The sequence below is a fragment of the Aeromicrobium fastidiosum genome (assembly GCF_017876595.1).
GTDB lineage: Bacteria > Actinomycetota > Actinomycetes > Propionibacteriales > Nocardioidaceae > Aeromicrobium > Aeromicrobium fastidiosum.
In genome coordinates, this window is sequence record NZ_JAGIOG010000001.1 from 692,594 (window position 1) to 718,283 (window position 25,690).

The window sequence follows — 25,690 nt, forward strand, 5'->3', positions numbered from 1 at the left end:
CGGGGGCCGTTCGTCGTCCGTGACGCTCTCGTGCAGGCCGCCTGCGCTGTGCGAGACTGAGACCGATCGCGAACATCACCAACTCTCCGGGGGGACCTTTCTTCATGCGTACATCCACCATCACCCGCGCCGGGGCCGTGCTGACGGCGTCGGCTCTCGCCTTCAGCCTCGGGGCTGGCCCCGTCTCGGCAGCCGAGACCGACACCCAGTCGGCCGGCGTCGTCGGCGGCACCTCCGTGCCCGTCAGCCGTCTGGGCAGCTCGTCGGGCGTCAGCGCCGCGGGCACCATCACCGCCCTGCGCCTCGGCTCGGGCGTCATCACCTCGCGGCCCACGACCCAGTTCCTCGGCAACGTCGCGGGCAGCGCGCCCGACAACAACGTCCAGACCGACGTCCGCATCAACGGACGCCCCAAGGGCCGCGTCATGCTCTACCCCGGTGCCGGCAACGGCGGCGTCGAGATCCCTCGCCAGTGGGGCTCGGGCAAGGTCCAGCTGGGCCCGACGTACTTCTCCGACGGCACGGTCTCGCCGGTCGTCAGCAACACGTTCTACGCCCGCAAGCAGGTCACCACGACCCGCAGCAACGGCATCGCCCTGAAGATCAACCGCCGCAACAGCAAGGTGACGTTCCGGGCGCTGTCGATCAAGGTCATCAACCCGTCGTCGGGCCAGTTCCAGTCGGTCAAGCGGGTCAAGCTGCAGCGGCTCAAGGGCAGCAAGTGGAAGACCGTGAAGACGATCAAGCTCAACTCCAAGGGCAGCGGCAGCTACAAGGCCACGATCAAGTCCAAGTACCGCTACCGCCTCTACACGACGCGCACCGCGACGCAGGAGAAGTTCGAGACGATCAAGACCGGTCGCATCTGATCAGGTCCGCCTGAGCACCGGCAGTCACCACGAGGCCCCGTCCCACGAGGACGGGGCCTCGTGGCGTCTCAGGCGAAGTCGCCCGCAGCCGACCTGAGGTGGCGCAGGAGGTCGTAGGCCTGGTCCTGCTGCTCGGTCGTCATGCCCGGCACCGCGAAGTCGATCGCGGTGATCGCAGTGGTCGCCTTCGCCAGCACCTGCTGGCCCTCGTCGGTCAGCTCGGCGAACGTTCGGCGACGGTCCTTCTCGTCGGCGACCCGACGCACGAGCCCCTGCGACTCGAGCCGGTCCATCGCATTGGTCACCGAGGTCGGGTGCACCATGAGCCGCTCGCCGATCTTGCTGAGCGGCAGCCGTCCCGTCGCGCTGAACGACAGCAGCACCAGCACCTCGTAGCGGGCGAACGTGATGCCGAGCGGCTTGAGCACCGCGTCGAGCTCGGCGCTGATGAGCTGCTGCACGCGCATGATCGACGTCGCCAGCCGCATCGAGGTCGGGTCACCGATGTGCCGCGACCAGATCTCCCCGGCCCGTTCGATGGGATCGAAATCGAGCCTGTGCGCGTCTGACATGGGCCTATCGTAGGGCGCGAACGACGCCACTAGTAATTAGTTGGACATGCGACTATTTTAATTCCTAGTATTGCTGCCCGCCACGACCGAGGTGTCCATGAGCGCGAACGACCTGCACGTCCCCACCCACCCCGTGCGTCTCGTCACGGCCTCCGCGCTGTTCGACGGCCATGACGCCTCGATCAACATCATGCGGCGCATCTTCCAGTCTCAGGGCGCGGAGGTCATCCACCTCGGGCACAACCGCTCGGTCAAGGAGGTCGTCGACGCCGCGATCGAGGAGGACGTGCAGGGCATCGCCGTGTCGTCGTACCAGGGCGGTCACGTCGAGTACTTCGAGTACCTCGTGGAGTCGCTGCGGGAGCAGGGCGCAGGGCACATCCACGTCGTGGGCGGCGGTGGCGGTGTCATCGTGCCCGAGGAGATCGCGCGCCTGCGGCAGAGCGGGGTCACGATCTTCTCGCCCGAGGACGGGCAGCGTCTCGGCCTGGTCGGCATGATCAACTCCGTCGTCGCCGACTGCGACGTCGACCTCAAGGCCGTGGGCGAGCTCGACATCGAGGCGGTGATCGCCGGCGACCGCGCCGCGATCGCGCGCGCCATCACGTTCGCCGAGCAGGGCGCGCTCAGCGACGACCACCGCGAGCGCATCCGCGCGGCTGCCGCGGCCCACACCTCCCCCGTGCTCGGCATCACCGGCACCGGCGGCTCCGGCAAGTCGTCGCTGACCGACGAGCTCGTGCGCCGCTTCCGCGTCGACCAGCAGGACAAGCTGCGCGTCGCGGTCATCGCGGTCGACCCCACCCGACGCCGCGGTGGCGGTGCGCTGCTGGGCGACCGCATCCGCATGAACTCGCTCGACGGCGAGCGGGCGTACTTCCGCTCATTGGCCACGCGCGGCTCGCACGAGCTGCCCGAGTCGCTGTCCGACGTCATCGACGTCGTCAAGGCGGCGGGCTTCGACCTCGTGATCGTCGAGACCCCCGGCATCGGCCAGGGCGATGCCGCGATCGTGCCATATGTCGACATGTCGATGTACGTCATGACGCCGGAGTTCGGTGCTGCGTCGCAGCTCGAGAAGATCGACATGCTCGACTTCGCCGACACCGTCGCGATCAACAAGTTCGAACGCCGCGGGGCCAAGGACGCCCTGCGCGACGTCGGGCGCCAGATGGTCCGCAACCGCGAGGCGTTCGGCAAGAAGCCCGAGGACATGCCGATCTTCGGCACGTCGGCCGCGACATTCAACGACGACGGTGTCACCGCGCTTTACCAGCACCTGCGCGACAGCCTCGCGGAGCGCGGTCTGCCCGTCGGCGAGGGCGTCCTGCCGGCGGTCGACGTCCGCTTCTCCAGCGGCATCCGCCAGGTCGTCCCGTCCGACCGCGTGCGCTACCTCGCCGAGATCACCGAGACGATCCGTGGCTTCCACGCCGACACCGAGAAGCTGGCCGCGGCTGCGAGCCGAGCCCAGCGGCTGGAGGCCGTGGCGGACGAAGCGACCCTTTCGACAGGCTCAAGGGACGAGTTGGGCGAGCTCGTGGCCGAGGCGCGCAAGGCCGTCCCCGCCGAGATCACCGACCGCATCGACGCGTGGCCGTCGGTCGTGGAGTCGTACTCCGGCGACGAGATGGTCGTGACGGTGCGCGACAAGGAGATCCGCACGCAGCTGACCCGCGAGTCGCTGTCGGGCAACAAGGTGCCGCGCGTCTCGCTGCCCCGCTACACCGACCATGGCGACCTCGTGCGGTTCTGGCGCAAGGAGAACCTGCCCGGCTACTTCCCGTTCACGGCCGGCGTGTTCCCGTTCAAGCGCGACGGCGAGGACCCCGCCCGCATGTTCGCGGGCGAGGGTGACCCCTTCCGTACCAACCGCCGCTTCAAGCTGCTGTCGTCCGACGGCGACGCGACCCGCCTCTCGACGGCCTTCGACTCCGTGACGCTCTACGGTCGCGACCCCGACCCGCGCCCCGACGTGTACGGCAAGGTCGGCACGTCCGGCGTCTCGATCGCGACCTTGGACGACATGAAGGCGCTTTACGACGGCTTCGACCTGGTGGCACCCTCGACGTCGGTGTCGATGACGATCAACGGGCCGGCCCCGACCGTGCTGGCGTTCTTCCTCAACACCGTCATCGACCAGCAGGTCGACGTCTTCCGCGAGCGCGAGGGCCGCGAGCCCTCCGAGGCCGAGCACGCCGAGCTGCGGTCGTACGCGCTCAAGAACGTCCGCGGCACGGTGCAGGCCGACATCCTCAAGGAGGACCAGGGACAGAACACGTGCCTGTTCTCGACCGAGTTCAGCCTGCGCATGATGGGCGACATCCAGCAGTACTTCATCGACGAGGGCGTGCGGAACTTCTACTCCGTCAGCATCTCGGGCTATCACATCGCCGAGGCCGGGGCGAACCCCATCAGCCAGCTCGCCTTCACCCTGTCGAACGGCTTCACGTACGTCGAGTCGTACCTCGCGCGCGGCATGGACATCGACGACTTCGCGCCCAACCTGTCGTTCTTCTTCTCCAACGGCATGGACCCCGAGTACTCGGTGCTCGGTCGCGTGGCGCGCCGCATCTGGGCGATCGCCATGAAGGAGAAGTACGGCGCCAACGAGCGCTCGCAGAAGATGAAGTACCACGTGCAGACGTCCGGCCGGTCGCTGCACGCGCAGGAGATGGACTTCAACGACATCCGCACGACCCTGCAGGCGCTCATCGCGATCTACGACAACGCCAGCAGCCTGCACACCAACGCGTACGACGAGGCCGTCACCACCCCGTCGGAGGAGTCGGTGCGCCGCGCGCTCGCGATCCAGATGATCATCAACAAGGAGTGGGGCCTCGCGATGAACGAGAACCCCACCCAGGGGGCGTTCATCACCGACGAGCTGACCGATCTGGTCGAGAAGGCCGTGCTGGCCGAGTTCGACGCGATCAACGAGCGCGGCGGCGTGCTCGGCGCGATGGAGACCGGCTACCAGCGCGGACGCATCCAGGACGAGTCGATGCTCTACGAGCACCGCAAGCACGACGGCTCGCTGCCGATCATCGGCGTCAACACGTTCCGCAAGCCGCACGTCGAGGGCGAGGAGCCGCCGACCGTCGAGCTCGCGCGCGCGACGGAGGCCGAGAAGGAGTCGCAGCTCGCGCGCGTGCGTGGATGGCAGGATTCGCACAGCCAGGAGGCTGCCGAAGCGCTGGAGCGGCTGCGGCTCGCCGCGATCAACGACGAGAACGTCTTCGCCGTGCTGATGGACGCCGCCCGGGTGTGCTCGCTGCAGCAGGTCACCGAGGCATTCTTCGAGGTGGGCGGCCAGTACCGCCGCAACGTCTGAGCCGCCGACATCTCGGTCGTCACATGCCGATGCTGCGGCCGTTCCTCTGCCACACCGCGACGACCGAGGGCCTCGGCACACGGCCGGGGCCGTCGGGCCACGTCGACGCCGGGGCGGTCGCCGTGGCACCGTCCTTCTCGCCGGGGTGCTGGACCGCCACGAGCACCCGGTCGCGCTCGATGACCGGCCCGCACGTCTCGGCACCTGTCGGAACGGTCAGGAACTGTCGCGTGGCTCCTCGCTCCGGGCCCTCGAGCGCGAGGCCGAACAGGCCGTCGTGCGAGCCCAGCGCGTTGCCGTCCGTCGAGATCCACAGGTTGCCGTAGCGGTCGAACGCCAGGTTGTCGGGGCACGAGATCGGCGAGACGTCGCGCGACGGATAGCCGCCGAAGTACGTCTTGGGATCGGCCGGATCTCCGCACAGCAGGAGGATGTTCCAGGCGAAGCGGGTCGCGCCGGAGTCGGCCCGGTGCTCGACGAGCTCGATGACGTGGCCGTTCTTGTTGGACGTGCGGGGGTTGGCCTCGTCCGCCGGCGCGGCACCCGTTGCTCCGCGGTTGGAGTTGTTGGTCAGGGCGATGTAGACCGCGCCGGTGCGCGGGCTCGGCTCGACGTCCTCGGGCCGGTCCATCTTGGTCGCGCCCACGGCGTCGGCCGCGAGCCGCGTGAACAGCAGCACCTCCTCGGCCGTCATGCCGGGCACGAACGATCGGCGACCGCTGACGAGCTTGATCCACTCCCCGGCCCCGTCGAAACGGCCGTCGGCGGGCAACGTGCCGGCTCCGTCGATCTCGATCGCCGGGGAGTCGCCCGTGAACCTGGCGACGTAGAGCGTGCCCTCGTCGAGCAGGTCGGCGTTGTGCCGGCGCGCGGATGCCGACGTGCCCTTGCGGACCGTCCCCGCCGACACGAACTTGTAGAAGTAGTCGAACCGCTCGTCATCGCCCATGTAGACCGCGACGTGACCGTCGTCGGTGATGCGAGGCTGTGCGGCCTCGTGCTTGAAGCGGCCGAGAGCCGTGCGCTTGCGCGGCGTCGAGGTGGGGTCGTACGGATCGATCTCGACGATCCAGCCGAAGCGGTTCGCCTCGTTGGGCTCCTTGGCGATGTCGAAGCGGTCGTCGAACCGTTCCCACTTGCGCTCGGTCGCGGTGCCCGCGATGCCGTAGCGGGCCAGCCGCTTGGCCTGCACCGGATCGGTGACGGTCGCCGCGTTCGCGAAGTACTGGTTGATGTTCTCCTCGGCCGTCAGCCACGTGCCCCACGGCGTCAGACCGCCCGAGCAGTTGTTGAGCGTGCCGAGCGCCGTGCGCCCGCGCGGATCGGCCTTCGTGCGGACCAGCGGGTGGCCAGCGACGGGGCCGGTCAGCTCGAACTCGCTGGTCGTGTGGAATCGGCGGTTGAGCCGGTGTCCCACGACCGGACGCAGCGCGCCGGTGCGGCGGTCCTCCTTGACGGCGACGACGCTCAGACCGTGGGCCGCCCACGCCGTCTCGACCTGCTCGCGGGTGGGATTGGCGGCCGAGTAGCCGGGGAACATCAGCGTCTCGCTGGTGTACTCGTGATTGACGACCATGAGCCGCGTGCTGCCGGCCAGCGGCAGGAGTCCGACGAAGTCGTTGTTGAAGCCGAACTGGCGCCGCTGTCGGTCAGCCGATTGACGGTGGACGTCGAAGGCGGGGACGCCCTTGAAGAGCGGGTCACCCCAGCTGATGACGACCTGCTGGTCGTATCCGGTCGGCGTGACCACGGCGTCCTGGAGGTTGGGTGCCACGGGCGAGAAGCGCAGCCCCTTGGGCCGACGCGGGTCGTGACCGTGGTGGCCCCCCGGCGGACGTCGCCGTTCCCCGACAGCGGCGGCCGCGGGGCTGGCCGACAGCCCGGTCCCCACGACGGCCACGGCACCGACGACGGCACCCGCTCGCAGGACGCTGCGCCGTGACAGTGCGGACTCCATCACGTCGGCGAAGGTCTCGTTCGTTGTCGTGTTGGGTGCCTCGTGCGCGCAGGCGTCGCCGCAGCGGTAGCGGCACGTGAGCGCGGCGCGGCCGGTCGAGCACGGCGACGACGGTGCCCTCAGGTCGATGACGGGCAGCAGGTCTCGGTCAGGTGCGATGCTCATGCACGGGACGCTAGGTCGGCTCCACGAACGTCGGGTGTCTCGCAGGTGAACGACGCGGCTCGCCACTACCGTGAACCGCATGGCGACCCCACAGTTCATCCTCGACCTGCGCGAGAAGATCGGCACGGTGCCGCTCTGGCTGTGCGGGGTCACCGCCGTCGTGGTGCGCGGCGACGACGTGCTGCTGGTGCGGCGGGCCGACACCGGCGAGTGGTCGCCCGTGTGCGGCATCATCGACCCCGGCGAGGACCCGTCCGACGCGGCGACCCGCGAGGTGCTGGAGGAGGCCGACGTGGTCGCGACCGCCGAGCACCTCTCCTGGGTGCACGTCACCGACATGTACACGTACGACAACGGCGACCGCACGCAGTACGTCGACATCGTCTTCCGGCTGCAGTGGGTCTCCGGCGAGCCCTTCCCGGCCGACGGCGAGAACACCGAGGCCGGCTGGTTCGTCCGCACGGCCCTGCCGGAGATGTCGACCGACATGCGACGCCGGGTCGACACGGCGCTCGACGGCACGGTGGCGGCACGGTTCGGTCCTCTCGACGACTGACGTCCATGCCGTCGGTAGGGTCGGCTCGTGAACCCCACCGACCCCATCGCCCGGTGGCACGACATCGTCCGTGCCAAGGATCCCGACCTCCTCGACGACTGGCTCGACGAGCACGCAGTGTTCCGCTCGCCGGCCGTCCACACGCCCCAGGAGGGCCGCGCCGTCACCAAGACGTACCTCGCTGCCGCGCTCGTCGTCCTCGGCCCGGGGCTCGTCTACCACCACGAGTGGCGACGTGGCGGTTCGGCGGTGCTGGAGTTCACCACCACGATCGACGGCATCGACGTGCACGGGGTCGACATGATCGAGTGGAACGACGAGCTGCAGGTCACCGGGTTCACCGTCATGGTGCGGCCGGTCAAGGGCCTGCATGCGCTGATGGAGCGCATGGGTGCCGAGCTCATGAGAGAAGCATCGTGAACGTCCCCACGTACGAGCAGGTCGTCGACCTGCCGAGCCACCTCGACGTCACCGTGCCGGCTGACTTCATCGACGTGAACGGCCACATGAACATCGGCCGGTACATGGAGCTCGGCGGCACGGCCCTGTGGCAGCGCTGTCGCCATGAGCTCGGCATGTCGGACGACTACATCGAGCTGCGCGGGTTCTCGACGTTCACCGCCGAGCACCACCTGACGTATCACGCAGAGCTGCTCGAAGGGGACGACGTGTCGGTGCGCGTGCGCCTCGTGGCCCGCTCGGACAAGGTGATGCACGTGGTGTGCCTGATCGTCGACGAGACCCACCGCCGTCTCGCGTGCACGATGGAGACGACCGCCGTGCACGTCGACATGACCACACGCCGACCGACACCGTTCCCCGACGACGTCACGGCGTTGATCGACGCGGCCATCGCGGCCGACGACCGGCCCTGGCCAGCGCCCCTGAGCGGTGCGATGGGAGTTCGTCGCCGGTGAACGACGACCTCGGACATCTCGTCGAACGGGCCGGGCCCGCTCGCCGGATCGTCTCGCTGGTGCCGTCGCTCACCGAGGCCATCGCGGTGACGCGTCCTGAGGCGCTGGTCGGCGCGACCGACTGGTGCACGCACCCCGTCGATCTCGACGTCGCGCGCGTGCGGGGCACCAAGAACCCCGACCGCAGGGCCGTCGAGGCCCTGGCACCCGACGTCGTGATCGCCAACCGCGAGGAGAACCGCGAGCTCGACATCGCCCGCCTCCGGGCCGCCGGCATCACCGTGTGGGTCACGGTCATCGAGACCGTCGACCAGGCGTTCTCGTCGATGCGCCGGATGTTCGTCGACGGCCTGGGCTGGGACGTCCCGAACTGGCTCGTCGAGGCCGAGCGGGTGTGGGCGGTCGAGCCCGATCGGGACGGCCCGCGCGTGGCCATCCCGATCTGGCGCGATCCGTGGATGGTCGTCGGCTCACGGACGTTCACGGGTGACCTCGTGGCCCGACTGGGTGCGGTCAACGTGTTCGCCGACTCGCCCGACCGCTACCCGCACGTCGACGTCGCCAGCATCGACGCCGACTTGGTGCTGCTGCCGGACGAGCCCTACGTGTTCACCGCCGACGACGGCCCCGAGGCCTTCGGGACGACGCCGACCGCCCTCGTCTCAGGCCGAGCCCTCACCTGGTACGGCCCCTCCATGCTGAAAGCCAGGAAGGACCTAGAGGATCTCCTGGGCTCGCCCGACTCCTGGTCCCACCCATGAGCCGAGCGAGCGAAGGCAGTGACCCGGGCGAAGCCCGGCAGCGGCGACGAAGGAGCCGCTGGAGCGGCGAGGTACGAGCCGCGTCACCCCACCTTCTGCGGTGACTCACCCTTGACCGCACGCTCGAGCTGCGGCGTGAGCTTGTCGAGGGCGTACATCAGGCTGGCCGGCGTGATGAAGTAGAGCGCACCGGCGACGGTCCCCTCGGTGTAGACGGCGCGGTTCTGCTGGACCGCCTTGAGCGTGTCGAACGTCGGCATCGCCTTGAGGTTGTCGAGGTTCTTGGCCTCCTCGGTCGCGAAGACGATGACGTCGGCGTCGATGACGTCGAGCTTCTCCTCCGGGATCGCGGCCTGGATGCCCGGCCCCTCGCTGTACTTCTCGAGGCCGGGGGTGATCGTGAACCCGAGGTAGGTCAGGAACTCGGTGCTCAGCCCGTCCTGGTAGACGTACAGCAGACCGTCGTACGACAGGCCCTGCGAGAAGGTGGCGGTCTTGCCCTTGAACTCGGGGTGCTCGGCAGCCACCTTGGCGTACGCCGCCTTGGTGTCGGCGACGAGCTGGCGCCCCTCCTTCTCCTTGCCGAGGGCCTTGGCCGTCTGGATGGCCTGCTCGTCCCACGGTGAGAAGTACTGCGTGCCGCCCTTGGGCTGCGCGACGGTGGGCGCGATCTTGGCGAGCTTGTCGTACATCTGCTTGTCCAGTCCGGCGTTGACGGCGATGATCAGATCGGGTCGGAGGCTGGCGATCTTCTCGTACTCGGGACCGTCGGTCTGCTTCAGGACGGTCGGCTTGGCGTCGCCGAGCATGCCCTGGGCCCAGGGCCAGACGGCATAGGGCTGCTCTCCGTACCACTCGGTCGTCGCGATGGGCGTGAAGCCGAGCTGCAGGACGGTGTCCTGCTCGGTGAGGCCGGCGACCACGATCCGCTTGGGCTCCGCCTTGACGGTGGTGGAGCCGAACTCGTGATCGACCGTCACGGGGAACGCCCCGTCGGACGTCTTCGTCGTCGTCTCGGTCTCGTCGTCGGACGCGCCTCCGCACCCGGTCAGCGCGATCATCGCGGCGACCGCGGCCACACCGGCACGCCAGGTCAATCTCTTCGTCACAGCCATCTTGCCTTTCGCTAAGGGAAGCCTCACCTTAGCGCAAGCCGTGACCGGCTCACCGGCTCGTGAAGGCCTTCACGAGGCGCTGCGCCTCGTCACCCGTCACGGCTGCCGCGATGGTCGCCGACTCGTCGGCTCCTTGGTCGACCCCGCTGTTCTCCCACGAGCTGCGGAGCAGCCGACGCGCCTGGCCCAGCGCCGCCGGAGCAGTGTCGGCCCACGTGCGCGCGATCGTGGCGACAGTGGCCTCGACGTCTTCGTCGTCGACGACTGACGTGACCAGCCCCCAGTCGAGCGCCTCGTCGGCACTGAGCACCCGTCCCGTGAGTGCGAGGTCGAGAGCACGCTGCTGGCCGATCGCCCGCGGCAGGAGGTAGGAGACTCCGCAGTCGGGGGTGAGCCCGATGCCCGGGTAGGCCATCACGAACTTGGTCGACCGTGACGCCACGATGACGTCGGCGCTCAGCATCACGGCGAGCCCTGCACCGGCGACTGCGCCTCGGACGCCGGCGACGACGGGCGTCGCGAGGCCGGCCAGTGCACGCAGTGCACCCTCTAGGACGTTGGCGAGGTCGAGCAGGTAGGCCGCCGGATCGTCCGATGCCAGGAAGGACGTGACGTCGCCGCCAGCGCAGAACCGCTTGCCCTCCGCCGTCAGCGCGATGGCGCGGACCTCGTCGACGGACAGCGAGTCGACTGCCTGCGCCATGTCGCGGGCTGCCGGCAGGTCGAAGGAGTTCGACTGATCTGGACGGCGCAGCACCAGCTGCCCGATGCCGTCGACGATCTCGTGGGTCACTGCGGCCATCGTGCTGCCTCGCTCATGGTCTGGGGGTGGGACCAACCCACCCTAGGGCCCCGAGCCGGCGCTCTCGAGCTACTGGTCCACGGAGCTGGACGCGGGAGCCTTCTTGGCCGGCGCCTTCTTGGCCGGCACCTTCTTGGCCGGGGCCTTGACGGTCGAGCGGGCCTCGACCATGACGGGCTTGAGCGCCACGATCGGCGGGGTCTCGCCGACGATCGCGTTGTGCGTGCCGCCGAGCAGGTACTTGGCCGTCAGGTTGATCAGCGTCGCGAAGCGGTTGCGGTTGCCCAGCAGCGTCGCGATGTGCAGCGCGACCCAGATGATCCACGCCGGGAAGCCCTTGAGGCGGGGCAGGAACTTGATCTCGGCGATCGCCGAGTTGCGGCCGATCGTGGCCATCGTGCCCTTGTCCTTGTACTTGAAGGGCTTGGGCAGCGCCTTGCCCTTGACGCCCGCTGCGATGACCTTGGCCACGTGCTTGCCGCCCTGGATCGCGGGCTGCGCGAGCTGCGGCAGCGGCTCCTCGGGGCTGACCGAGACGTCACCGATCGCGTAGACGTCGTCGACGCCCTTGACGCGCAGGTGCTCGTCGGTCTCGATGCGTCCGCCGCGGCCCTGGGGCACGCCCCACTCCTGCACCGTGCCGTGCGCCGTGACACCCGAGGCCCACACGACCATCGACGACTCGAGGAACTCCTGCTCACCGTTGTGCTCGACGAGCACGCCGTCAGCACGGACCTCCTTGACAGCGGTCTCAAGGCGCAGCTCGACGTCGCGCTTCTCGAGCGACTTCTTGGCGTAGTCACGCAGCTTGGGGTGGAACGGCCCGAGCACGTGCGGCAGCATCTCGACGAGCGTGATGTGGATGCGCTTGGTGTCGAGCTCGGGGTAGGTCGTCGGCATGTCGTTGTTGCGCAGCTCGGCGAAGGCTCCGGCGGTCTCGACGCCCGTGGCACCGCCGCCCACCACGATGATGCGCAGGTCGCGGTCCTGGCCGTTGATCGCGGCGTCCTCGAGGTTGGCGAACATGCGGTCGCGGACGGCGAGGGCCTGCGAACGTCGGTAGAGCGGCATCGAGTGCTCGGGCGCACCGGGGATGCCGAAGAAGTTGGCCGTGACGCCCACGGCGATGACGAGGCTGTCGTACTTGACGTCGAGGCCGCCGTCGAGGTGCAGCGTCTTGCTCGCGTGGTCCATCGACTCGACGGTGCCCTTGAGGAAGCGGACGTTGCTCTGCTTGGCGCGGATCGCGCGCAGGAACCAGGTGATGTCGCCGGGGTTGAGGCTCGCGGTCGCGACCTGGTAGAGCAGCGGGTTGAAGGTGTTGTAGTTGTGCCGGTCGATCAGCGTGACGTCGACATCGGCGCGCTTGAGCTTGCGGACTGCGGCGATGCCGCCGAAGCCACCTCCGACGACGACGACGTGGGGGCGCTTCTGGACGGACGCGGTGGTCTCGGACATGTCTCCAGTCTAGTCCTCATGCCCAGGCCGATGCACATCGTGGATGCCACGATTGTCCTGACAAAGATGTGCCCCTATGTCTTGACAAACCAAGCGCGTGCAGCACGCGTGCGGAGCTGCACCAGCACCACGATCGTGGCGGCCGTCCAGGGCAGCCCGATGGGGAATCCGACGACCGTGACGATCAGCGCCGAGACCGTCATGACGAACAGCGGCACACTGCCAGACCGCCGCGTGACCAGCACCCGGATGGCCGCCAGGAGACCCCCGATGCCGATCACGACGGCGATCCCAGCGAGCACCGTGACGAATCGCATGGCGACGTCGAACTCCTCCTCGGAGCCGATCATGCCGGTGCCCGGGCCGCCCTGCTCCATGACGGCGTCGTAGTCGAAGCCGAGCGACACGACCAGCAGCCACAGGGCACTGGCCCCGATCGCGAGGGCGGACCCACCCAGGGCCGTCCACACCGCGATCGCGACCGGCTTGGGCAGCGGCTCGCGGCGGGACGGGTCATGGGGAGGCCACTGCTGCTGTACCGGCCACGCCTGCTGCGGGGGCCACGGCTGCTCCGCCGGGAGCCGCTCGGGAGCGGCCGCAGGGACGGGAGTCGCGACGTCGACCGGGGTGGCGACCTCGACCTTCGGCGGCGGGGGCGGGTGGCCCGCCAGCGTCCGGAAGTAGGTGCGGATCTCGCCGGTCCACAGCCTGATCGTGAAGACGACGGCCAGCGCGCCGAGCATCGCCAGGAAGAACGTGGCCCCGAGGGCACCGACGAACGTCGCGAACCCCGCGATGCCGACCGTCACGGTCATGCCGACGCGGCTCGCGCGGTCGCCCCTGGCCGTGAACACCGCGAAGACCGCTCCGGCGGCGGCCAGCACCGCTATCACCGTGACGAGCACCTTGTAGGCCGACTCGGCGGCATCGGCCCCCATGCCGGCGTCACGCAGCACCCGCAGGGCGCCCGAGACGTCGGCAGCACGATTCTCGGCGTTCCACGACGACACGACCGTGACGGCTCGGGTGGAGATCACCGCGGCGAGCAGACCGAGGTAGAGGCACGCACCCGTCAGGATCGGCGGTCGCTTCACGGCGGCGTCACTCATGGGCCCTATCGAACCATGGACCGACAACCGTCACCGCCGCCCGGCCGCCGGTCGTCAGGCCGGCCGCACCGTCAGCTCGTCGCCGTCGCGGTCGACCACGACGGTGTCGCCGTCACGCACCTCACCGGCCAGCAGCGACCGCGCGAGGCGGTCGCCGATGGCCTGCTGCACGAGCCGGCGCAGCGGACGGGCACCGTAGGCGGGGTCCCATCCCGTCAGCGCCAGCCACTCGCGAGCCGCTGCCGTGACGTCGAGGGTGATGCGCCGGACCTGGAGCCGCTTGGCGACGGCGTCGACCTGCAGGTCGACGATGTGCGCCAGCTCGTCGGTGCCGAGTGCGTCGAACGTGACGATCTCGTCGAGCCGGTTGAGGAACTCCGGCTTGAACGACGACCGCACGACATCCATGACGGCCGCCCGCTTGGCGTCCTCGTCGAGCAGCGGATCGATCAGAAACCTCGACCCGAGGTTCGACGTCAGGATCAGGATGACGTTGCGGAAGTCGACCGTGCGGCCCTGGCCGTCGGTCAGACGTCCGTCGTCGAGCACCTGCAGCAGGATGTCGAACACCTCGGGGTGGGCCTTCTCGACCTCGTCGAGCAGCACGACCGAGTAGGGACGCCGGCGCACCGCCTCGGTGAGCTGGCCGCCCTCGTCGTAGCCGACGTATCCGGGGGGCGCGCCGACGAGACGGCTGACCGAGTGCTTCTCGGAGTACTCGCTCATGTCGATGCGGATGATGGCCCGCTCGTCGTCGAACAGGAACTCCGCGAGGGTCTTGGCCAGCTCGGTCTTGCCGACGCCGGTCGGGCCGAGGAACAGGAACGATCCGGTCGGACGATCGGGGTCGGCGATGCCGGCGCGCGAGCGGCGCACGGCGTCGGAGACGGCCGCGACGGCGGCGCGCTGACCGATCAGGCGCTTGCCCAGCTCGTCCTCCATGCGCAGCAGCTTGCCGGTCTCGCCCTCGAGCAGGCGTCCGGTCGGGATGCCCGTCCAGGCCGCGACGACCTCGGCGATGTCGTCAGCGCCGACCTCCTCGTGCACCATCCGCCCCTCGCCGGTCGAGCTCGCCGAGGCTGCCTCGGCGGCCTGCGCCTCGGCGAGCTGACGCTCCAGGCCCGGGATCTCGCTGTAGAGCAGACGGCTGGACGTCTCGAGGTCGCCCTCGCGCTGAGCCTTCTCGGCCGCGCTGCGCACCTCGTCGATGCGCTTGGTGATCTCGCCGACGGCGTTGAGCGACTGCTTCTCGCGCTCCCACCGCTGCTCGAGACCGCGCAGGGCCTCCTGCTTGTCGGCGAGCTCGACGCGCAGCTTGTCGAGCCGCTCGCGACTGGCGTCGTCGGACTCCTTGTCGAGGTGCAGCTCCTCCATGCGCAGCCGGTCGACCGAACGGCGCAGCTCGTCGATCTCGATGGGGCTCGAGTCGATCTCCATGCGCAGCCGACTGCCGGCCTCGTCGATCAGGTCGATCGCCTTGTCGGGCAGCTGACGTCCGGGGATGTAGCGGTCGGACAGCGTCGCGGCCGCGACCAGGGCGGCGTCGGAGATGCGGACGCCGTGGTGCGCGGAGTAGCGCTCCTTGAGGCCGCGCAGGATCGCGATGGTGTCCTCGGGCGTGGGCTCGTCGACCAGCACCTGCTGGAAGCGGCGCTCCAGGGCCGGGTCCTTCTCGATGCGCTCGCGGTACTCGTCGAGCGTCGTCGCGCCGATCATCCGCAGCTCGCCGCGGGCCAGCATGGGCTTGAGCATGTTGCCGGCGTCCATCGCGCTGTCGCCGCCCGCACCAGCGCCGACGACGGTGTGCAGCTCGTCGATGAACGTGATGACCTGGCCCTCGGACTCCTTGATCTCGGTGAGGACGGCCTTGAGCCGCTCCTCGAACTCGCCGCGGTACTTCGCACCGGCGACCATCGCGGCGAGGTCGAGGGAGATGAGACGACGGCCACGCAGCGACTCCGGCACGTCGCCGGCCACGATGCGTTGCGCCAGCCCCTCGACGACCGCCGTCTTGCCGACGCCGGGCTCGCCGATCAGCACCGGATTGTTCTTGGTGCGGCGGCTCAGCACCTGCACGACGCGACGGATCTCGCTGTCACGCCCGATGACGGGGTCGAGCTTGCCCTCGCGGGCGACGGCTGTGAGGTCGACGCCGTACTTCTCGAGCGACTGGTAGGTGTCCTCGGCGTCGGGGCTCGTGACGCGCGACGTGCCCCGCACCGCGGCGAAGGCGGCCTGCAGGGCGTCGGGGGTCGCGCCGGCGTCGACGAGGAGCGACTGAGCGGGCGAGGCGACGGTGGCGATGCCCACCGTCAGATGCTCGGTCGACACGAAGTCGTCGCCCAGCTGGTCGGCGAGGTCGTGGGCGCGCTGCAGCACCTCGTGGCTGGAGCGGCTCAGACCGGGGTTCTGCACGCTGGCGCCCGAGGCGCTCGGCAGTCGGTCGAGGGCGGCCTTGAGACCCGCGGCGACGGCCTGGACCTCGACGCCTGCGGCCTGGACGAGGGGTGCCGCGGTGCCGCCGTCCTGCGTCAGCAGCGCGTGCAGGAGGTGGGCGGGCTCGACCGCCGGGTTGCCCGCCGCGGCGGCGGACGAGATCGCGCTGCTCAGCGCCTGCTGGCTGCGCGTCGTGAACTTCGCAAGATCCATGGGTGTTCTCCTGACGTGTGATCGGTGTCGCCAGGTACAACACCTACAAAGTTGAGTCCATTCCTGTCAACTTCATCCAAGCTCTGTCTGCGCAGGACGGTTCGCCGCGGGGTCGACCCACGGCGAACCGCCACCGACGTCAGGCGCGGTGGGTGCCGCGGACGCGTCGCCGTGCTGCGAGGACGAGCCCGGCACCGGTCAGCAGAGTGAGGGCGCCGACCGGGGCGAGGTACAGCGGCGGGCCACCGGCGTCGGGGAGGCCGGAGGTGGTCGAGGAACCGCCATCGGTGCCGCCGTCGGTATCGGTGCCAGCACCCGAGGTGCCGTCAGATCCGTCGCTGCCGCTGCCGCCATCAGATCCGTCCGAGCCGTCGGAGTCGGAGTCGCCACCCGACGAGCCGCGGTCACTGTCCTTGCTGGGCTTCTTGTTGGCCTTGGGCGTCGGCTTGGTCGTCGGCACCGGAGTCGTGGCCACAGGGGCCGGAGTCGTGACCACGGGGGCGGGCGTCGTCGCAGCGGCGCACGTCGGGCTGGTGAACGTGTTGGAGTCGAGCGTGATCGCGCCGACGTTCGACAGCAGACGCCCCTGGAAAGTGGCACCGTTCTTGGCGACGATGTCGTTGCCGGCGAGGATCGTGCCCTTGAAGGCGGTGTTGACGCCGATGACCGCGTCGTTGCCGATCTGCCAGTACAGGTGGCACGCCTGCGCGCCACGCGTGAACACCACCTGCGAGCTGCCCGCGACGTCGAAGTCCTGGCCGACCTGGATGATGAAGACCGAGTTCGGGTCGTTCTCGCCGTCCAGCGTCAGGGTGCTGGTGAAGCCCAGCGACTGTGCGGCGGTGTAGGTGCCGCCCGTGAGCGTCTGGCCGCCGATCTCGCCCAGGAGCAGGGGATTCGGGACGGTCGGGGCGGTGGCTGCTTCGCCGTACCCCTGCAGGAGGTCGGCCTTGGCATCCGAGGTGACGCTCGAGCCCTCCGCGAGCACGTTGCCGGCGGGCGTGATGCTGCTGCCGCCGGTCACGGTGGTCTGGATGCCTGCCGAGCCCAGCAGGCCCGCGATCGTCGTCGGACCGGTGTTGGCGACACCTTCGCCGGCGAGGACGGAGAAGGCCGCGGAACCGCCGAGGTCTGGGTCGGGTGGGCCGGCCGCGTGGGCGGTGTCGGCAAAGGACACGGCGGCCACGGCAAGGACGGCGGTCAGTCCGGTTGCGGCGGCGGCGAGGGTCAGTCGGGGATGGGAGAGCGGTGATGATGTGGTCATTGATCGGTCTTTTCGACGTCCGGCGCGTGCCGGAAGGGGTGGTATCCACCCGTGATGCCGGCACTGGGTCGCAGCAAGGAGCAGGATGTGACGTCCTCGACGCAGAGGTCAGCGGGCCGGTTCCAGAGGTCCGAGGGTGCTGATGCGTGTGGTGGACGCGCCCCACGATGAGACGCACGGTGACGAGATCGTCTCTCTCCCGTGACGATCCCGACTCGCTCGGTGCCGCCTGGGCAGCACCGCCGACTGTCGACGCCGGGACGGCAGACAGCCTGCCGGAGCCCCGCGTCCTTCGACGGTAGCGGCGCTATGAGACAGGTGCACGCCGAACGCGAGTACTACTGATCAGTAACCCGAGAAGTAGTCGGTCTTGAGCCCTGCGGCCCGTTTGCGCAGGCCCGGACGCACCGCGTTGACCATGGCGGGCGGGCCCGAGACGTAGGCGCGACGCGACGCCAGGTCGGGCACCGTGTCAGCGACGATCTCGGCCGACAGGAACGGTGCGTCGACGTGAGTCCACCCCTCCGGCAGGGCGCCGGGACGTCCGGGGCACACCAGCACGACGCGCACGCCCGCGAGCTCCTCGGCGAACGGCACCTCGTCGGGGGAGGCGGCACCGTAGACCAGCACGGCGTCGCGCGAGCCCTCGTGCCGCAGCTGGCTGAGGAACGGCGTGATGCCGATGCCACCCGCGACCAGCAGCAGCGGGGTCGCCGGGTCCGAGGGCCAGACGAAGTCGCCGCCGATGCCCGTGCCGCGCACCCGCGCACCCGGCTCGAGCCCGAGCAGCGCCCTCTTGAAGCTCGACGACTTCTCGGGCACCCGGAGGGTCACCGCGACTCGTCCGGGCTCCGGTGGCGAGCTGATGCTGAACGTGCGGCGCGCGCCGCGGCGGTCCATGCCGGAGTGCGGCAGCGACAGCTCGAGGTACTGGCCCGGGACGAACGAGACGGCGCGCCTGGACCGGAACGTCAGCTCGTGCGTGTCGCCACCGAGCCGGCGGCTGCCCTCGAGCTCGAGGTCGAGACCGGAGCGCCGCGCGAACGCGAAGGCCACGAGGTTGCCGAGCAGCAGGGCGATCTCCGGCGAGATCGCGAAGATGCCGAGATCGGGGGGCGTGTCGGTGAACAGGAAGATCCACGTCGGGTAGGCGAAGACCACGGCGGTCACGGCAGCGACGAGGAGCTGCTGACGTCGGCGGGGCGGGAGCGTCAGCGGCTCGCTCAGCATGAAGCCCGCCAGGAAGACGATGGGGTACGAGTACGCCGTGAGCTTGAGGACGTCGACGAACGACTGGTCGGGCGAGGCGAGGTCGAGCAGACGAACCAAGATCAGCGCCGTCGCGATCGCGACGAACAGCAGGCCGACGTCGAGCCGGCGCGTGCGCCACAGCACCACGAGCGCCCCCACGACCACGAACGGGAAGAGCTTCTCGGTGGCGGCGGTCTGCCAGATCGCGTTGATGCGGTCCTCACGACCGACGAGCTCCTGCGCCACGACGACCAGGAAGGCACCCGCCGCGGCCGGGTTGAAGATGTGCCGTCCACGCCACGCGAGCACGTACTTGGAGGCCTGCGCGAGCACCGCCGCGATCGCCAGCCAGACGAGGTCGGAGGTCTCGACGGGGACGATCGGCACGAACAGGAAGAACAGCAGCAGCGCCGTGATGACGGCCGACTCGGCGTGCGGGCGCACCCTGAACGCGAGACCCAGCAGCCGGCTGCTGCCGTAGGACGCGACGAGGAGCACCGCGAGGGACAGCAGGTTGTCGCCCGTCGACAGCCCTTCGATGACTCCCGTCGCGGTGAAGATCGCGTAGACCACGACGAGCAGTGACAGGACGATCGTGACGAGCCGGTACATCGTGACCTTGCCGAGCTGGCGGTCGAGGACGTCCCTGACGGGGGCGAGTGCGGTCATGTGAAGATCTCTCCGGGAAAGTCGGGCGACCACTGGACGCGGCCGTCGGCGTGCATGCGCACGAACTGGTGCTGGAACCGCTCCATGAGGGCGACAGGGTCGGTGAAGAAGTGGGCCGTGGCCAGGCCGTCGGCACGCATGCACGACTGCGGCACGACGACCCAGGTGGCGATGACGTCGTCGGTGGGACGACCGGTGCGGGCGTCGACGACGTGGTGGAGCCCGTCGCCCCAGGCCCGCCGGTTGGTGGCCGAGGCGCACAGGGCGTCCTCGGGGTCGATCTCGGCGATACCGATCGCCCGGGTCGGGTCGAGCGGGTGCTCCAGCGCGATGCGCAGCGGTGTGGCGCCCCCGTGGTAGAGGTCGCCGCTGGCGTCGACCGTGAACTGGTGGGTCTCGCGACCCACGATGCCGGCGACCAGGTCGACCAGCAGGCCCTTGCCGGCCGCACCGACGTCGAGCAGGACGGGACGCGTCGTCGTCAGGACGCCCTCTGACAGCTCGATGCTCGACCAGGGCGGGACCCCTGCGGGCTCGACCGAGGCCACGAGTGAGTAGTCGGCGTCGTAACCCAGATCGGACAGCGTCCGACCGATCAGGGGGTTCACGGCACCGTCGGAGACGTCGTGGAGCTCGGCGTAGAAGCCGAGCAGCTGGGAGGCCTCGTCGGGGAGGGTCCACGTGCCGGCCCGCTCGGACATCTGCGTCACGAGGGAGTCGGGCCGGAAGCGCGACCACGCGCGGTCGAACTCCTCGATGCGGTCGAGCACCGCCGTCCGGACGTCCGGGGCGACCGGCTCACGCGTGTCGATCTGCCACGCGGTGCCGATCGCCTCGAACCCCCAGGCGTGCACGTCAGGAGCTCGCTTCGGCCTTGATCTGGTCGATCGCGTCATTGAAGCCCGTGGCGGTCAGCGAGGAACCGGCCACCTTGGAGACGTCGAGGTCGTCGAGGCTCTTGCCCACGACCTCGTCGGCGATGCCGCCGGCGAACTGCGTCTGGTACTGCTTCGAGGTGCCGTTGGTGGCCTCGGGCGTGACGTCGACCTTCGAGATCGTGCCGTCGGAGATCGTGAGCGCGACCTTGACGGTCGACTCGCCGCCGGGGTTGCTGTAGCTGCCCTCGGCCTCGTAGTCGCCGTCGGCGTAGCCGGCCTCCTCGGCGCCGACATCGGGCGTCGCAGGGTCTTCGGCGGCATCCGAGGAGGGTGCCGGTGCGGCGGACGTGGGGGCGGCGGAGGTGGGCGTCTCGGCGTCCGATCCCTCGCTGGTGCCGCAGGCGGCGGTGATCAGCAGGACGGAGGCGGCCGCCGCGGCGGACAGCATCTTCTTGTGGGCTGGCAGGTTCATCGGTCGGGCTCCTGAGCTCGGCGTGATGGATGAAGGTTCAACAGGACGAACGGGTCGCACCCGCGTTAGGTTCCCCTGACCCCAGCCTCACAGGTTCTGTACAGGAACTACAACGCGGCGAGGGCGCGCGTCGCGGCGTGGAAACCGCCCATGCCGTGCACGCCCCCGCCCGGAGGCGTCGAGGCGGAGCAGATGTAGAGGCCCTTGACCCCGAGCGAGTAGGGATTGGGCGACATGCGAGGACGCATGATGAGCTGCCACGGGTCGTTGGACCCGCCCGCGATGTCGCCGCCGATGTAGTTGGCGTTGTGCGCCTCGAGCTGCGCCGGACCCGACACGGTCTGCGCCACGATGCGCTCGCGGAAGCCCGGGGCGAAGCGCTCGATCTGGGCGGTGATCGCCTCGGTGGCGTCTCCCGTGTAGCCCGTCGGCACGTGCGCGTACGACCAGACGGGATGCACGTCGCCGGCCGAGCGTCCGGGATCGGAGAGGTACTGCTGGCACACCAGCACGAAGGGCCTCCCGGGCATGCGGCCACGATGCACCTCGTTCTCGGCGGCGTTGACCTCCTCGAGCGTGCCGCCGACATGCACCGTGCCGGCCTTGCGGGCCCACTCATTGGTCCAGGGCACGCCACCCTCGACGGCGAAGTCGACCTTGAAGATGCCCGGACCGACCCGCCACTTCGACAGGGGGCGACGCACGCGCCGGGGCAGTCGGTCGCCCGCGACCCGGAGGACGGTCTGCGGCGACGTGTCGAAGATGACGATGTCGGCCTGCGGCATCTCCGTGACGCGATGGCCGGTCTCGATGCGTCCGCCGTGCTCGACCAGGTCGGCCGCCAGCGCCGCGGCGATCGCCTGCGAGCCACCCTTCGCCACGGGCCATCCGTACGCGTGGCTCGTCATGCCGAACATCAGGCCGAGCCCGCCGGTCGTCGGCCGCTGGAGCGGGTGGATCGCGTGCGCCGCCATGCCCGCGAACAGCGCCCGCGCCTCGTCGGTGCTCCAGCGGCGGGCGATGACGGCGGCCGGCAGCAGCGACCGCAATCCGAACTTCGCCAGCAGTACGGGGTGTCGCGGAACGTGGATGATCGGACCGAAGATCTCGCCGATCAGCTCGTCGCTGTGCTCGGCCAGCGGGGCGTAGAGACGACGCCATGAGTCCCCGTCGACACCGAGGCCCTCGGCGGTGCGGTCGAGGTCGCGGAACAGGACGCCCGCGCGTCCGCCGTCGAGCGGGTGCACCGCGTCGACCTCGGGCCACAGCCACTCCAGGCCGTGGCGCTCGAGGCCCAGCGAGGCGAAGAACGGCGACGCGACGCCGGTGGGGTGGGTCGCCGAGCAGATGTCGTGCAGCACGCCCGGGACGTTGAGCTCGGCCGAGCGGGTGCCGCCGCCGATCTCCTCCTCGGCCTCCAGCACCGTCACGTCGACACCGGCCCGCGCCAGGACGACGGCGGCGGACAGTCCGTTGGGGCCGGAGCCCACGACGACGGCGGAGGTCATGGCTCCAACGTAGTGGCGGCCACCTGTCCCCGCCGGGGCGTGACCCACGCCACACCTCGGGCGTTCGCATCGCAAGACGGATTATGGGCTGTTGGACCGGGCTTTTAGGCTGGCCTAACGAAGTGGTCCCACTCCCCCAGGAGCAGTGCATGAGCAGGCAGTTGCGCATCGCCGTCGTCGGCGCCGGTCCGGCCGGCATCTACGCCGCCGACATCCTCACCAAGTCGGAGTTCCCGGAGGGCATCGGTGGCGTCACGATCGACATCCTCGATCGCGATCCGACGCCGTTCGGCCTGATCCGGTATGGCGTCGCACCCGATCACCCGCGCATCAAGGAGATCGTCAAGGCGCTCAAGCGCGTCCTGTCGAACGACGACATCCGCTTCTTCGGCAACGTCAACTACGGGGCCGATCTCAAGCTCGACCACCTCCAGCAGTTCTACGACGCCGTGGTCTTCGCCACCGGCGCCCGCGCCGACCGCGACCTCGACATCCCCGGCATCGACCTCAAGGGCTCGTTCGGCGCGGCCGACTTCGTCTACTGGTACGACGGCCACCCCGACGCCCCCCGCGAGTGGGACTTCCAGCCCCACGCCGAGTCGGTCGCCGTCCTCGGCGTCGGCAACGTCGGCCTCGACGTCGCCCGCATGCTGGCCAAGACCGCCGACGAACAGCTCGTCACCGAGATCCCGCAGAACGTCTACGACGGGCTGAAGGCCAATGCCGCCAAGGACGTCCACGTGTTCGCCCGGCGCGGCCCCGCGCAGGTCAAGTTCACACCGATGGAGCTGCGCGAGCTGTCGCACTCGCCCAACGTCGACGTCATCGTCCACCCCGAGGGCTTCGAGCTCGACGAGGGGTCGATGGACTCGATCCGCGCGTCCAAGAGCGTCAAGCTCGTCGTCGACGTGCTGCAGAACTACCTGGCCAAGGAGCCCACGGGGGCCGACCACCGCATCCACATCCACTTCTGCCAGAGCCCCGTCGAGGTGCTCGGCGAGGACGGGCAGGTCGTGGGCCTGCGCACCGAGGTCACCGAGCTCGACGGCACCGGCAACGTCCGCGGCACGGGCGAGTTCATCGACTGGCCCGTGCAGGCGGTCTACCGCGCCGTCGGCTACCGCTCCGACAACCTCGCGGGCATCCCGTTCGACAACAACACCGCCACGGTGCCCAACGACGGCGGCCGCGTCATCGACATCGACGGCGAGCCGCTGCCCGGCGCGTACGTGACCGGCTGGATCAAGCGCGGCCCCGTCGGCCTGATCGGACACACCAAGTCCGACGCCGCCGAGACGGTCCGCCTGCTGCTCGAGGACGTCGACCAGCTCGCCACGCCGGCCAACCCGGGTCGCGACGACGTCGACGCCTACCTAGCCGGCCGCGGCATCGAGTTCACGACCTGGGAGGGCTGGGAGAAGCTCGACCAGCACGAGATCGACCTCGGCGAGGCTGCCGGACGCACCCGCATCAAGGTCGTCCCCCGCGACGAGATGGTCTCGATCTCCCGCTCCTGAGCCGACGCAAGAATCGGGTCCTGTCAGCACCGTCGCTGACAGGACCCGATTTCTCTGTCCGTCCACAGGCGACCCTCCCACCCACCTCCACCCACAAGTCACCGGCGCGGCTCCCACCCCGATCGTGCTGACCGGCACGGTCGGGAGATGGTCCCGCTACCCGATCTGGTCGGCAACACGCTCGTCTCGACCCAGCACGGCGTCGTGACGCGGCGCCAGGCCCTGGCGCTCGTCAGCCGGCACACCCTGTACCGGCTCGTGGACACCGGCAGATGGTCAAGCCCCGCACGCGGCGTGTTCGTGACCCACAACGGCCCGCTCACGCCCACCCAGCGCGACTGGGTGACCCTGCTCGCCGCCCCTCCCGGTTCCGTGCTCGGCGGCCTGACCGCGCTGGCGCATGACGGCTTCGACGTCTTCCGACACGTCGATGATCCTCCCGTCGTGGTGGCACCGATGGGCGCGTCCCGCAACCAGCACGATGACGTCGACCTCCACTGGTCGACGTACCTCGACGAGCGCGACGTCCACCCGCTGCGCACACCCCTGCGCACGCGCCCGGCACGCAGCGTCGTCGATGCCGCGTCGTGGGAACCCGACGAGCGACGCGCCCGGGCCATCGTCCTGGCGGCGGCCCAGCGGGGCGTCGTCGCCGCGCGCACACTGCGCGAAGCGCTGACCCGGCGAGGTGCATGCCGCCATCGCGCCCTCATCGTCGAGTCGTACCTCGATGCCGCCGGAGGCATCCAGTCCGTGCCCGAGCGCGACTTCGACCGCATCCGCGTGAAGGTCGGCCTGCCCGCACCCGATCGCCAGTCACCGGTCAAGCGGCCCGACGGGCGTTACTACCTCGATGTGTGGTGGCAGCGGCTGAACCTCGCGGTCGAGGTGCACGGCATCCCACACATGCGCGTCGAGGGCTGGGACCGCGACCTGCTGCGGCTCAACGAGATCTCCATCCGCGGGCCGCGCACGTTGGTCTTCAGCTCCTACGCGATCAGACGACTGTCCGGGACGGTCGAGGACCAGCTCCGCCGCATGACCGCCGGCTGACGCAAGGATCGCCCCACCGTCAGTCGCGACCGCGCAGGCTGCACATGAGGGCGTCCATCGCATCGTCCTCGGGCGCGGCGAGCGGCAAGGGGGCCTGGTCGGGCCGCGCACGGAGGCCGTCGACGAACAGCGCGAAGTAACGCCGCCAGAGCTCGGGGTGGCCCGGAGTGGTCATCGAGCTGATGACCATCACGTTGATGCCGATGTCGGTGGTCGACACGTCGCCGCGCAGCGTCCCGTCGCGCTGCGCCCGCACGACCAGGCCCTCGATCGCGGGACGGAACCGTTCGCGTCCCATCGCCCGGTGCTCCTCTTCGGAGATCGAGCGCACGAGCACCTCCTTGAGCCCACGGTCGGCCACCTGGCGCTCGATCGCCCGCTCGAGGAACCAGACGAGCCCGTCCCACGAGTCCGGACGCTCCGCAGCCTGCTCCGCCAGGTCGATGACCTCGGCGATCTGCGACTCGAACAGCGCCTGGATCAGCCCGGCACGCTCGGGGAACCGGCGGTAGACCGTACCGACGCCGATGCCTGCGCGGCGGGCGATCTCGTCGTAGCCGGCCTCGAGACCCTGCTCGGCGAAGACCTGGGCCGCGGTGCAGAGGATCAGCTCGCGGTTGCGGACGGCGTCGGCGCGCAGGGGGCGGGCCAGCTCGCAGGGGTCCACGTCGGTCGACATGCCGCCACGGTACAGGAACGGAGAGCACTCTCCGGTTTGTGCGGCACATCACAGGCGATCCGGAGCTCGCTCTCCAGTTGCGGGTCTATGGTGAAACGGAGCACTTTCTCCACTTCGCCGTCGACCGAGGGACAT

At 69.7% G+C, this 25,690-nt stretch carries 21 protein-coding genes; 8 read left to right on the top strand and 13 right to left on the bottom strand.

Annotated elements, in window-relative coordinates:
- Positions 1–104 precede the first annotated feature (104 nt).
- Positions 105–869 (top strand): hypothetical protein, encoded by a 765-nt coding sequence (locus tag JOF40_RS03420; protein ID WP_129180115.1) that lies wholly within the window; start codon positions 105–107, stop codon positions 867–869.
- A 68-nt stretch (positions 870–937) separates the two neighbouring features.
- Here JOF40_RS03420 and JOF40_RS03425 read toward each other — a convergent pair whose 3' ends face one another.
- A complete protein-coding gene (locus JOF40_RS03425) occupies positions 938–1,441 on the bottom strand; it encodes a MarR family winged helix-turn-helix transcriptional regulator (RefSeq protein WP_129180117.1) in 504 nt (167 codons plus the stop codon).
- Positions 1,442–1,538: 97 nt separating this feature from the next.
- Between JOF40_RS03425 and icmF the strand changes: the two genes are divergently transcribed.
- Positions 1,539–4,775, top strand: coding sequence for a fused isobutyryl-CoA mutase/GTPase IcmF (gene icmF / locus JOF40_RS03430; RefSeq protein ID WP_129180119.1), 3,237 nt, complete (start codon positions 1,539–1,541; stop codon positions 4,773–4,775).
- A 19-nt stretch (positions 4,776–4,794) separates the two neighbouring features.
- Here the strand turns inward: icmF and JOF40_RS03435 are convergent, their stop codons facing one another.
- The gene (locus JOF40_RS03435; protein ID WP_129180121.1) at positions 4,795–6,897 is read right to left on the bottom strand and encodes a PhoX family protein; all 2,103 of its coding nucleotides are present in this window, start codon (positions 6,895–6,897) and stop codon (positions 4,795–4,797) included.
- 79 nt (positions 6,898–6,976) lie between these two features.
- On the opposite strand from JOF40_RS03435, the gene JOF40_RS03440 reads away from it, so the two are divergent.
- Genes JOF40_RS03440 through JOF40_RS03455 form a run of 4 tightly spaced genes read left to right on the top strand, consistent with a single transcriptional unit; the run spans position 6,977 to position 9,131 of the window.
- Positions 6,977–7,453 (top strand): NUDIX hydrolase, encoded by a 477-nt coding sequence (locus tag JOF40_RS03440; RefSeq protein WP_129180123.1) that lies wholly within the window; start codon positions 6,977–6,979, stop codon positions 7,451–7,453.
- 27 nt (positions 7,454–7,480) lie between these two features.
- Positions 7,481–7,873 carry a nuclear transport factor 2 family protein gene (locus tag JOF40_RS20155; RefSeq protein ID WP_129180125.1) on the top strand — a complete coding sequence of 131 codons (393 nt, stop codon included), beginning with the start codon at positions 7,481–7,483 and terminating at the stop codon, positions 7,871–7,873.
- Positions 7,870–8,370: a thioesterase family protein gene (locus JOF40_RS20160; RefSeq protein ID WP_209674355.1), complete on the top strand. Its 501-nt coding sequence runs from the start codon at positions 7,870–7,872 to the stop codon at positions 8,368–8,370. The genes JOF40_RS20155 and JOF40_RS20160 overlap by 4 nt, the downstream gene beginning before the upstream one ends.
- Positions 8,367–9,131 carry a helical backbone metal receptor gene (locus tag JOF40_RS03455; RefSeq protein ID WP_129180127.1) on the top strand — a complete coding sequence of 255 codons (765 nt, stop codon included), beginning with the start codon at positions 8,367–8,369 and terminating at the stop codon, positions 9,129–9,131. Before JOF40_RS20160 ends, JOF40_RS03455 begins: the two co-directional genes overlap by 4 nt.
- Before the next feature lie 83 nt (positions 9,132–9,214).
- Here JOF40_RS03455 and JOF40_RS03460 read toward each other — a convergent pair whose 3' ends face one another.
- From JOF40_RS03460 to JOF40_RS03505, 10 genes are all read right to left on the bottom strand, one after another.
- Complete coding sequence (locus tag JOF40_RS03460; RefSeq protein WP_188111657.1) at positions 9,215–10,240, bottom strand: iron-siderophore ABC transporter substrate-binding protein; 1,026 nt, start codon at positions 10,238–10,240, stop codon at positions 9,215–9,217.
- A gap of 55 nt (positions 10,241–10,295) precedes the next feature.
- The gene (locus tag JOF40_RS03465; RefSeq protein WP_129180131.1) at positions 10,296–11,048 is read right to left on the bottom strand and encodes an enoyl-CoA hydratase/isomerase family protein; all 753 of its coding nucleotides are present in this window, start codon (positions 11,046–11,048) and stop codon (positions 10,296–10,298) included.
- 69 nt (positions 11,049–11,117) lie between these two features.
- Complete coding sequence (locus JOF40_RS03470) at positions 11,118–12,506, bottom strand: NAD(P)/FAD-dependent oxidoreductase (RefSeq protein ID WP_129180133.1); 1,389 nt, start codon at positions 12,504–12,506, stop codon at positions 11,118–11,120.
- 74 nt (positions 12,507–12,580) lie between these two features.
- The gene (locus JOF40_RS03475) at positions 12,581–13,615 is read right to left on the bottom strand and encodes a hypothetical protein (protein ID WP_129180135.1); all 1,035 of its coding nucleotides are present in this window, start codon (positions 13,613–13,615) and stop codon (positions 12,581–12,583) included.
- A 54-nt stretch (positions 13,616–13,669) separates the two neighbouring features.
- Positions 13,670–16,264, bottom strand: coding sequence for an ATP-dependent chaperone ClpB (gene clpB / locus JOF40_RS03480; RefSeq protein WP_129180137.1), 2,595 nt, complete (start codon positions 16,262–16,264; stop codon positions 13,670–13,672).
- 139 nt (positions 16,265–16,403) lie between these two features.
- The gene (locus JOF40_RS03485) at positions 16,404–17,528 is read right to left on the bottom strand and encodes an ice-binding family protein (protein ID WP_129180139.1); all 1,125 of its coding nucleotides are present in this window, start codon (positions 17,526–17,528) and stop codon (positions 16,404–16,406) included.
- Between the two features lie 345 nt (positions 17,529–17,873).
- Positions 17,874–19,448, bottom strand: a complete 1,575-nt coding sequence (locus JOF40_RS03490; RefSeq protein WP_129180141.1) for an FAD-dependent oxidoreductase — start codon at positions 19,446–19,448, stop codon at positions 17,874–17,876.
- Positions 19,445–20,302 (bottom strand): FAD:protein FMN transferase, encoded by an 858-nt coding sequence (locus JOF40_RS03495; protein ID WP_246152718.1) that lies wholly within the window; start codon positions 20,300–20,302, stop codon positions 19,445–19,447. Before JOF40_RS03495 ends, JOF40_RS03490 begins: the two co-directional genes overlap by 4 nt.
- A 1-nt stretch (position 20,303) precedes the next feature.
- Positions 20,304–20,798 carry an FMN-binding protein gene (locus JOF40_RS03500; RefSeq protein ID WP_129180145.1) on the bottom strand — a complete coding sequence of 165 codons (495 nt, stop codon included), beginning with the start codon at positions 20,796–20,798 and terminating at the stop codon, positions 20,304–20,306.
- A gap of 107 nt (positions 20,799–20,905) precedes the next feature.
- Complete coding sequence (locus tag JOF40_RS03505; protein ID WP_129180147.1) at positions 20,906–22,306, bottom strand: phytoene desaturase family protein; 1,401 nt, start codon at positions 22,304–22,306, stop codon at positions 20,906–20,908.
- Positions 22,307–22,455: 149 nt separating this feature from the next.
- Here JOF40_RS03505 and JOF40_RS03510 point away from each other — a divergent pair, with 149 nt between their 5' ends.
- Both JOF40_RS03510 and JOF40_RS03515 read left to right on the top strand, forming a co-directional pair.
- Complete coding sequence (locus tag JOF40_RS03510) at positions 22,456–23,823, top strand: FAD-dependent oxidoreductase (protein ID WP_129180149.1); 1,368 nt, start codon at positions 22,456–22,458, stop codon at positions 23,821–23,823.
- 147 nt (positions 23,824–23,970) lie between these two features.
- Positions 23,971–24,876 carry a type IV toxin-antitoxin system AbiEi family antitoxin domain-containing protein gene (locus tag JOF40_RS03515; protein WP_129180151.1) on the top strand — a complete coding sequence of 302 codons (906 nt, stop codon included), beginning with the start codon at positions 23,971–23,973 and terminating at the stop codon, positions 24,874–24,876.
- A gap of 19 nt (positions 24,877–24,895) precedes the next feature.
- Here the strand turns inward: JOF40_RS03515 and JOF40_RS03520 are convergent, their stop codons facing one another.
- Positions 24,896–25,555, bottom strand: coding sequence for a TetR/AcrR family transcriptional regulator (locus JOF40_RS03520; protein ID WP_129180153.1), 660 nt, complete (start codon positions 25,553–25,555; stop codon positions 24,896–24,898).
- Positions 25,556–25,690: the final 135 nt, after the last annotated feature.

Bases quoted from the DNA above. Each gene is read 5' to 3' on its own strand.
- JOF40_RS03420 (WP_129180115.1), top strand. From the start codon at position 105: ATGCGTACATCCACCATCACCCGCGCCGGGGCCGTGCTGACGGCGTCG.
- JOF40_RS03425 (WP_129180117.1), bottom strand. From the start codon at position 1,441: ATGTCAGACGCGCACAGGCTCGATTTCGATCCCATCGAACGGGCCGGG.
- icmF (WP_129180119.1), top strand. From the start codon at position 1,539: ATGAGCGCGAACGACCTGCACGTCCCCACCCACCCCGTGCGTCTCGTC.
- JOF40_RS03435 (WP_129180121.1), bottom strand. From the start codon at position 6,897: ATGAGCATCGCACCTGACCGAGACCTGCTGCCCGTCATCGACCTGAGG.
- JOF40_RS03440 (WP_129180123.1), top strand. From the start codon at position 6,977: ATGGCGACCCCACAGTTCATCCTCGACCTGCGCGAGAAGATCGGCACG.
- JOF40_RS03465 (WP_129180131.1), bottom strand. From the start codon at position 11,048: ATGGCCGCAGTGACCCACGAGATCGTCGACGGCATCGGGCAGCTGGTG.
- JOF40_RS03470 (WP_129180133.1), bottom strand. From the start codon at position 12,506: ATGTCCGAGACCACCGCGTCCGTCCAGAAGCGCCCCCACGTCGTCGTC.
- JOF40_RS03475 (WP_129180135.1), bottom strand. From the start codon at position 13,615: ATGAGTGACGCCGCCGTGAAGCGACCGCCGATCCTGACGGGTGCGTGC.
- clpB (WP_129180137.1), bottom strand. From the start codon at position 16,264: ATGGATCTTGCGAAGTTCACGACGCGCAGCCAGCAGGCGCTGAGCAGC.
- JOF40_RS03485 (WP_129180139.1), bottom strand. From the start codon at position 17,528: ATGACCACATCATCACCGCTCTCCCATCCCCGACTGACCCTCGCCGCC.
- JOF40_RS03490 (WP_129180141.1), bottom strand. From the start codon at position 19,448: ATGACCGCACTCGCCCCCGTCAGGGACGTCCTCGACCGCCAGCTCGGC.
- JOF40_RS03500 (WP_129180145.1), bottom strand. From the start codon at position 20,798: ATGAACCTGCCAGCCCACAAGAAGATGCTGTCCGCCGCGGCGGCCGCC.
- JOF40_RS03505 (WP_129180147.1), bottom strand. From the start codon at position 22,306: ATGACCTCCGCCGTCGTCGTGGGCTCCGGCCCCAACGGACTGTCCGCC.
- JOF40_RS03510 (WP_129180149.1), top strand. From the start codon at position 22,456: ATGAGCAGGCAGTTGCGCATCGCCGTCGTCGGCGCCGGTCCGGCCGGC.
- JOF40_RS03515 (WP_129180151.1), top strand. From the start codon at position 23,971: ATGGTCCCGCTACCCGATCTGGTCGGCAACACGCTCGTCTCGACCCAG.
- JOF40_RS03520 (WP_129180153.1), bottom strand. From the start codon at position 25,555: ATGTCGACCGACGTGGACCCCTGCGAGCTGGCCCGCCCCCTGCGCGCC.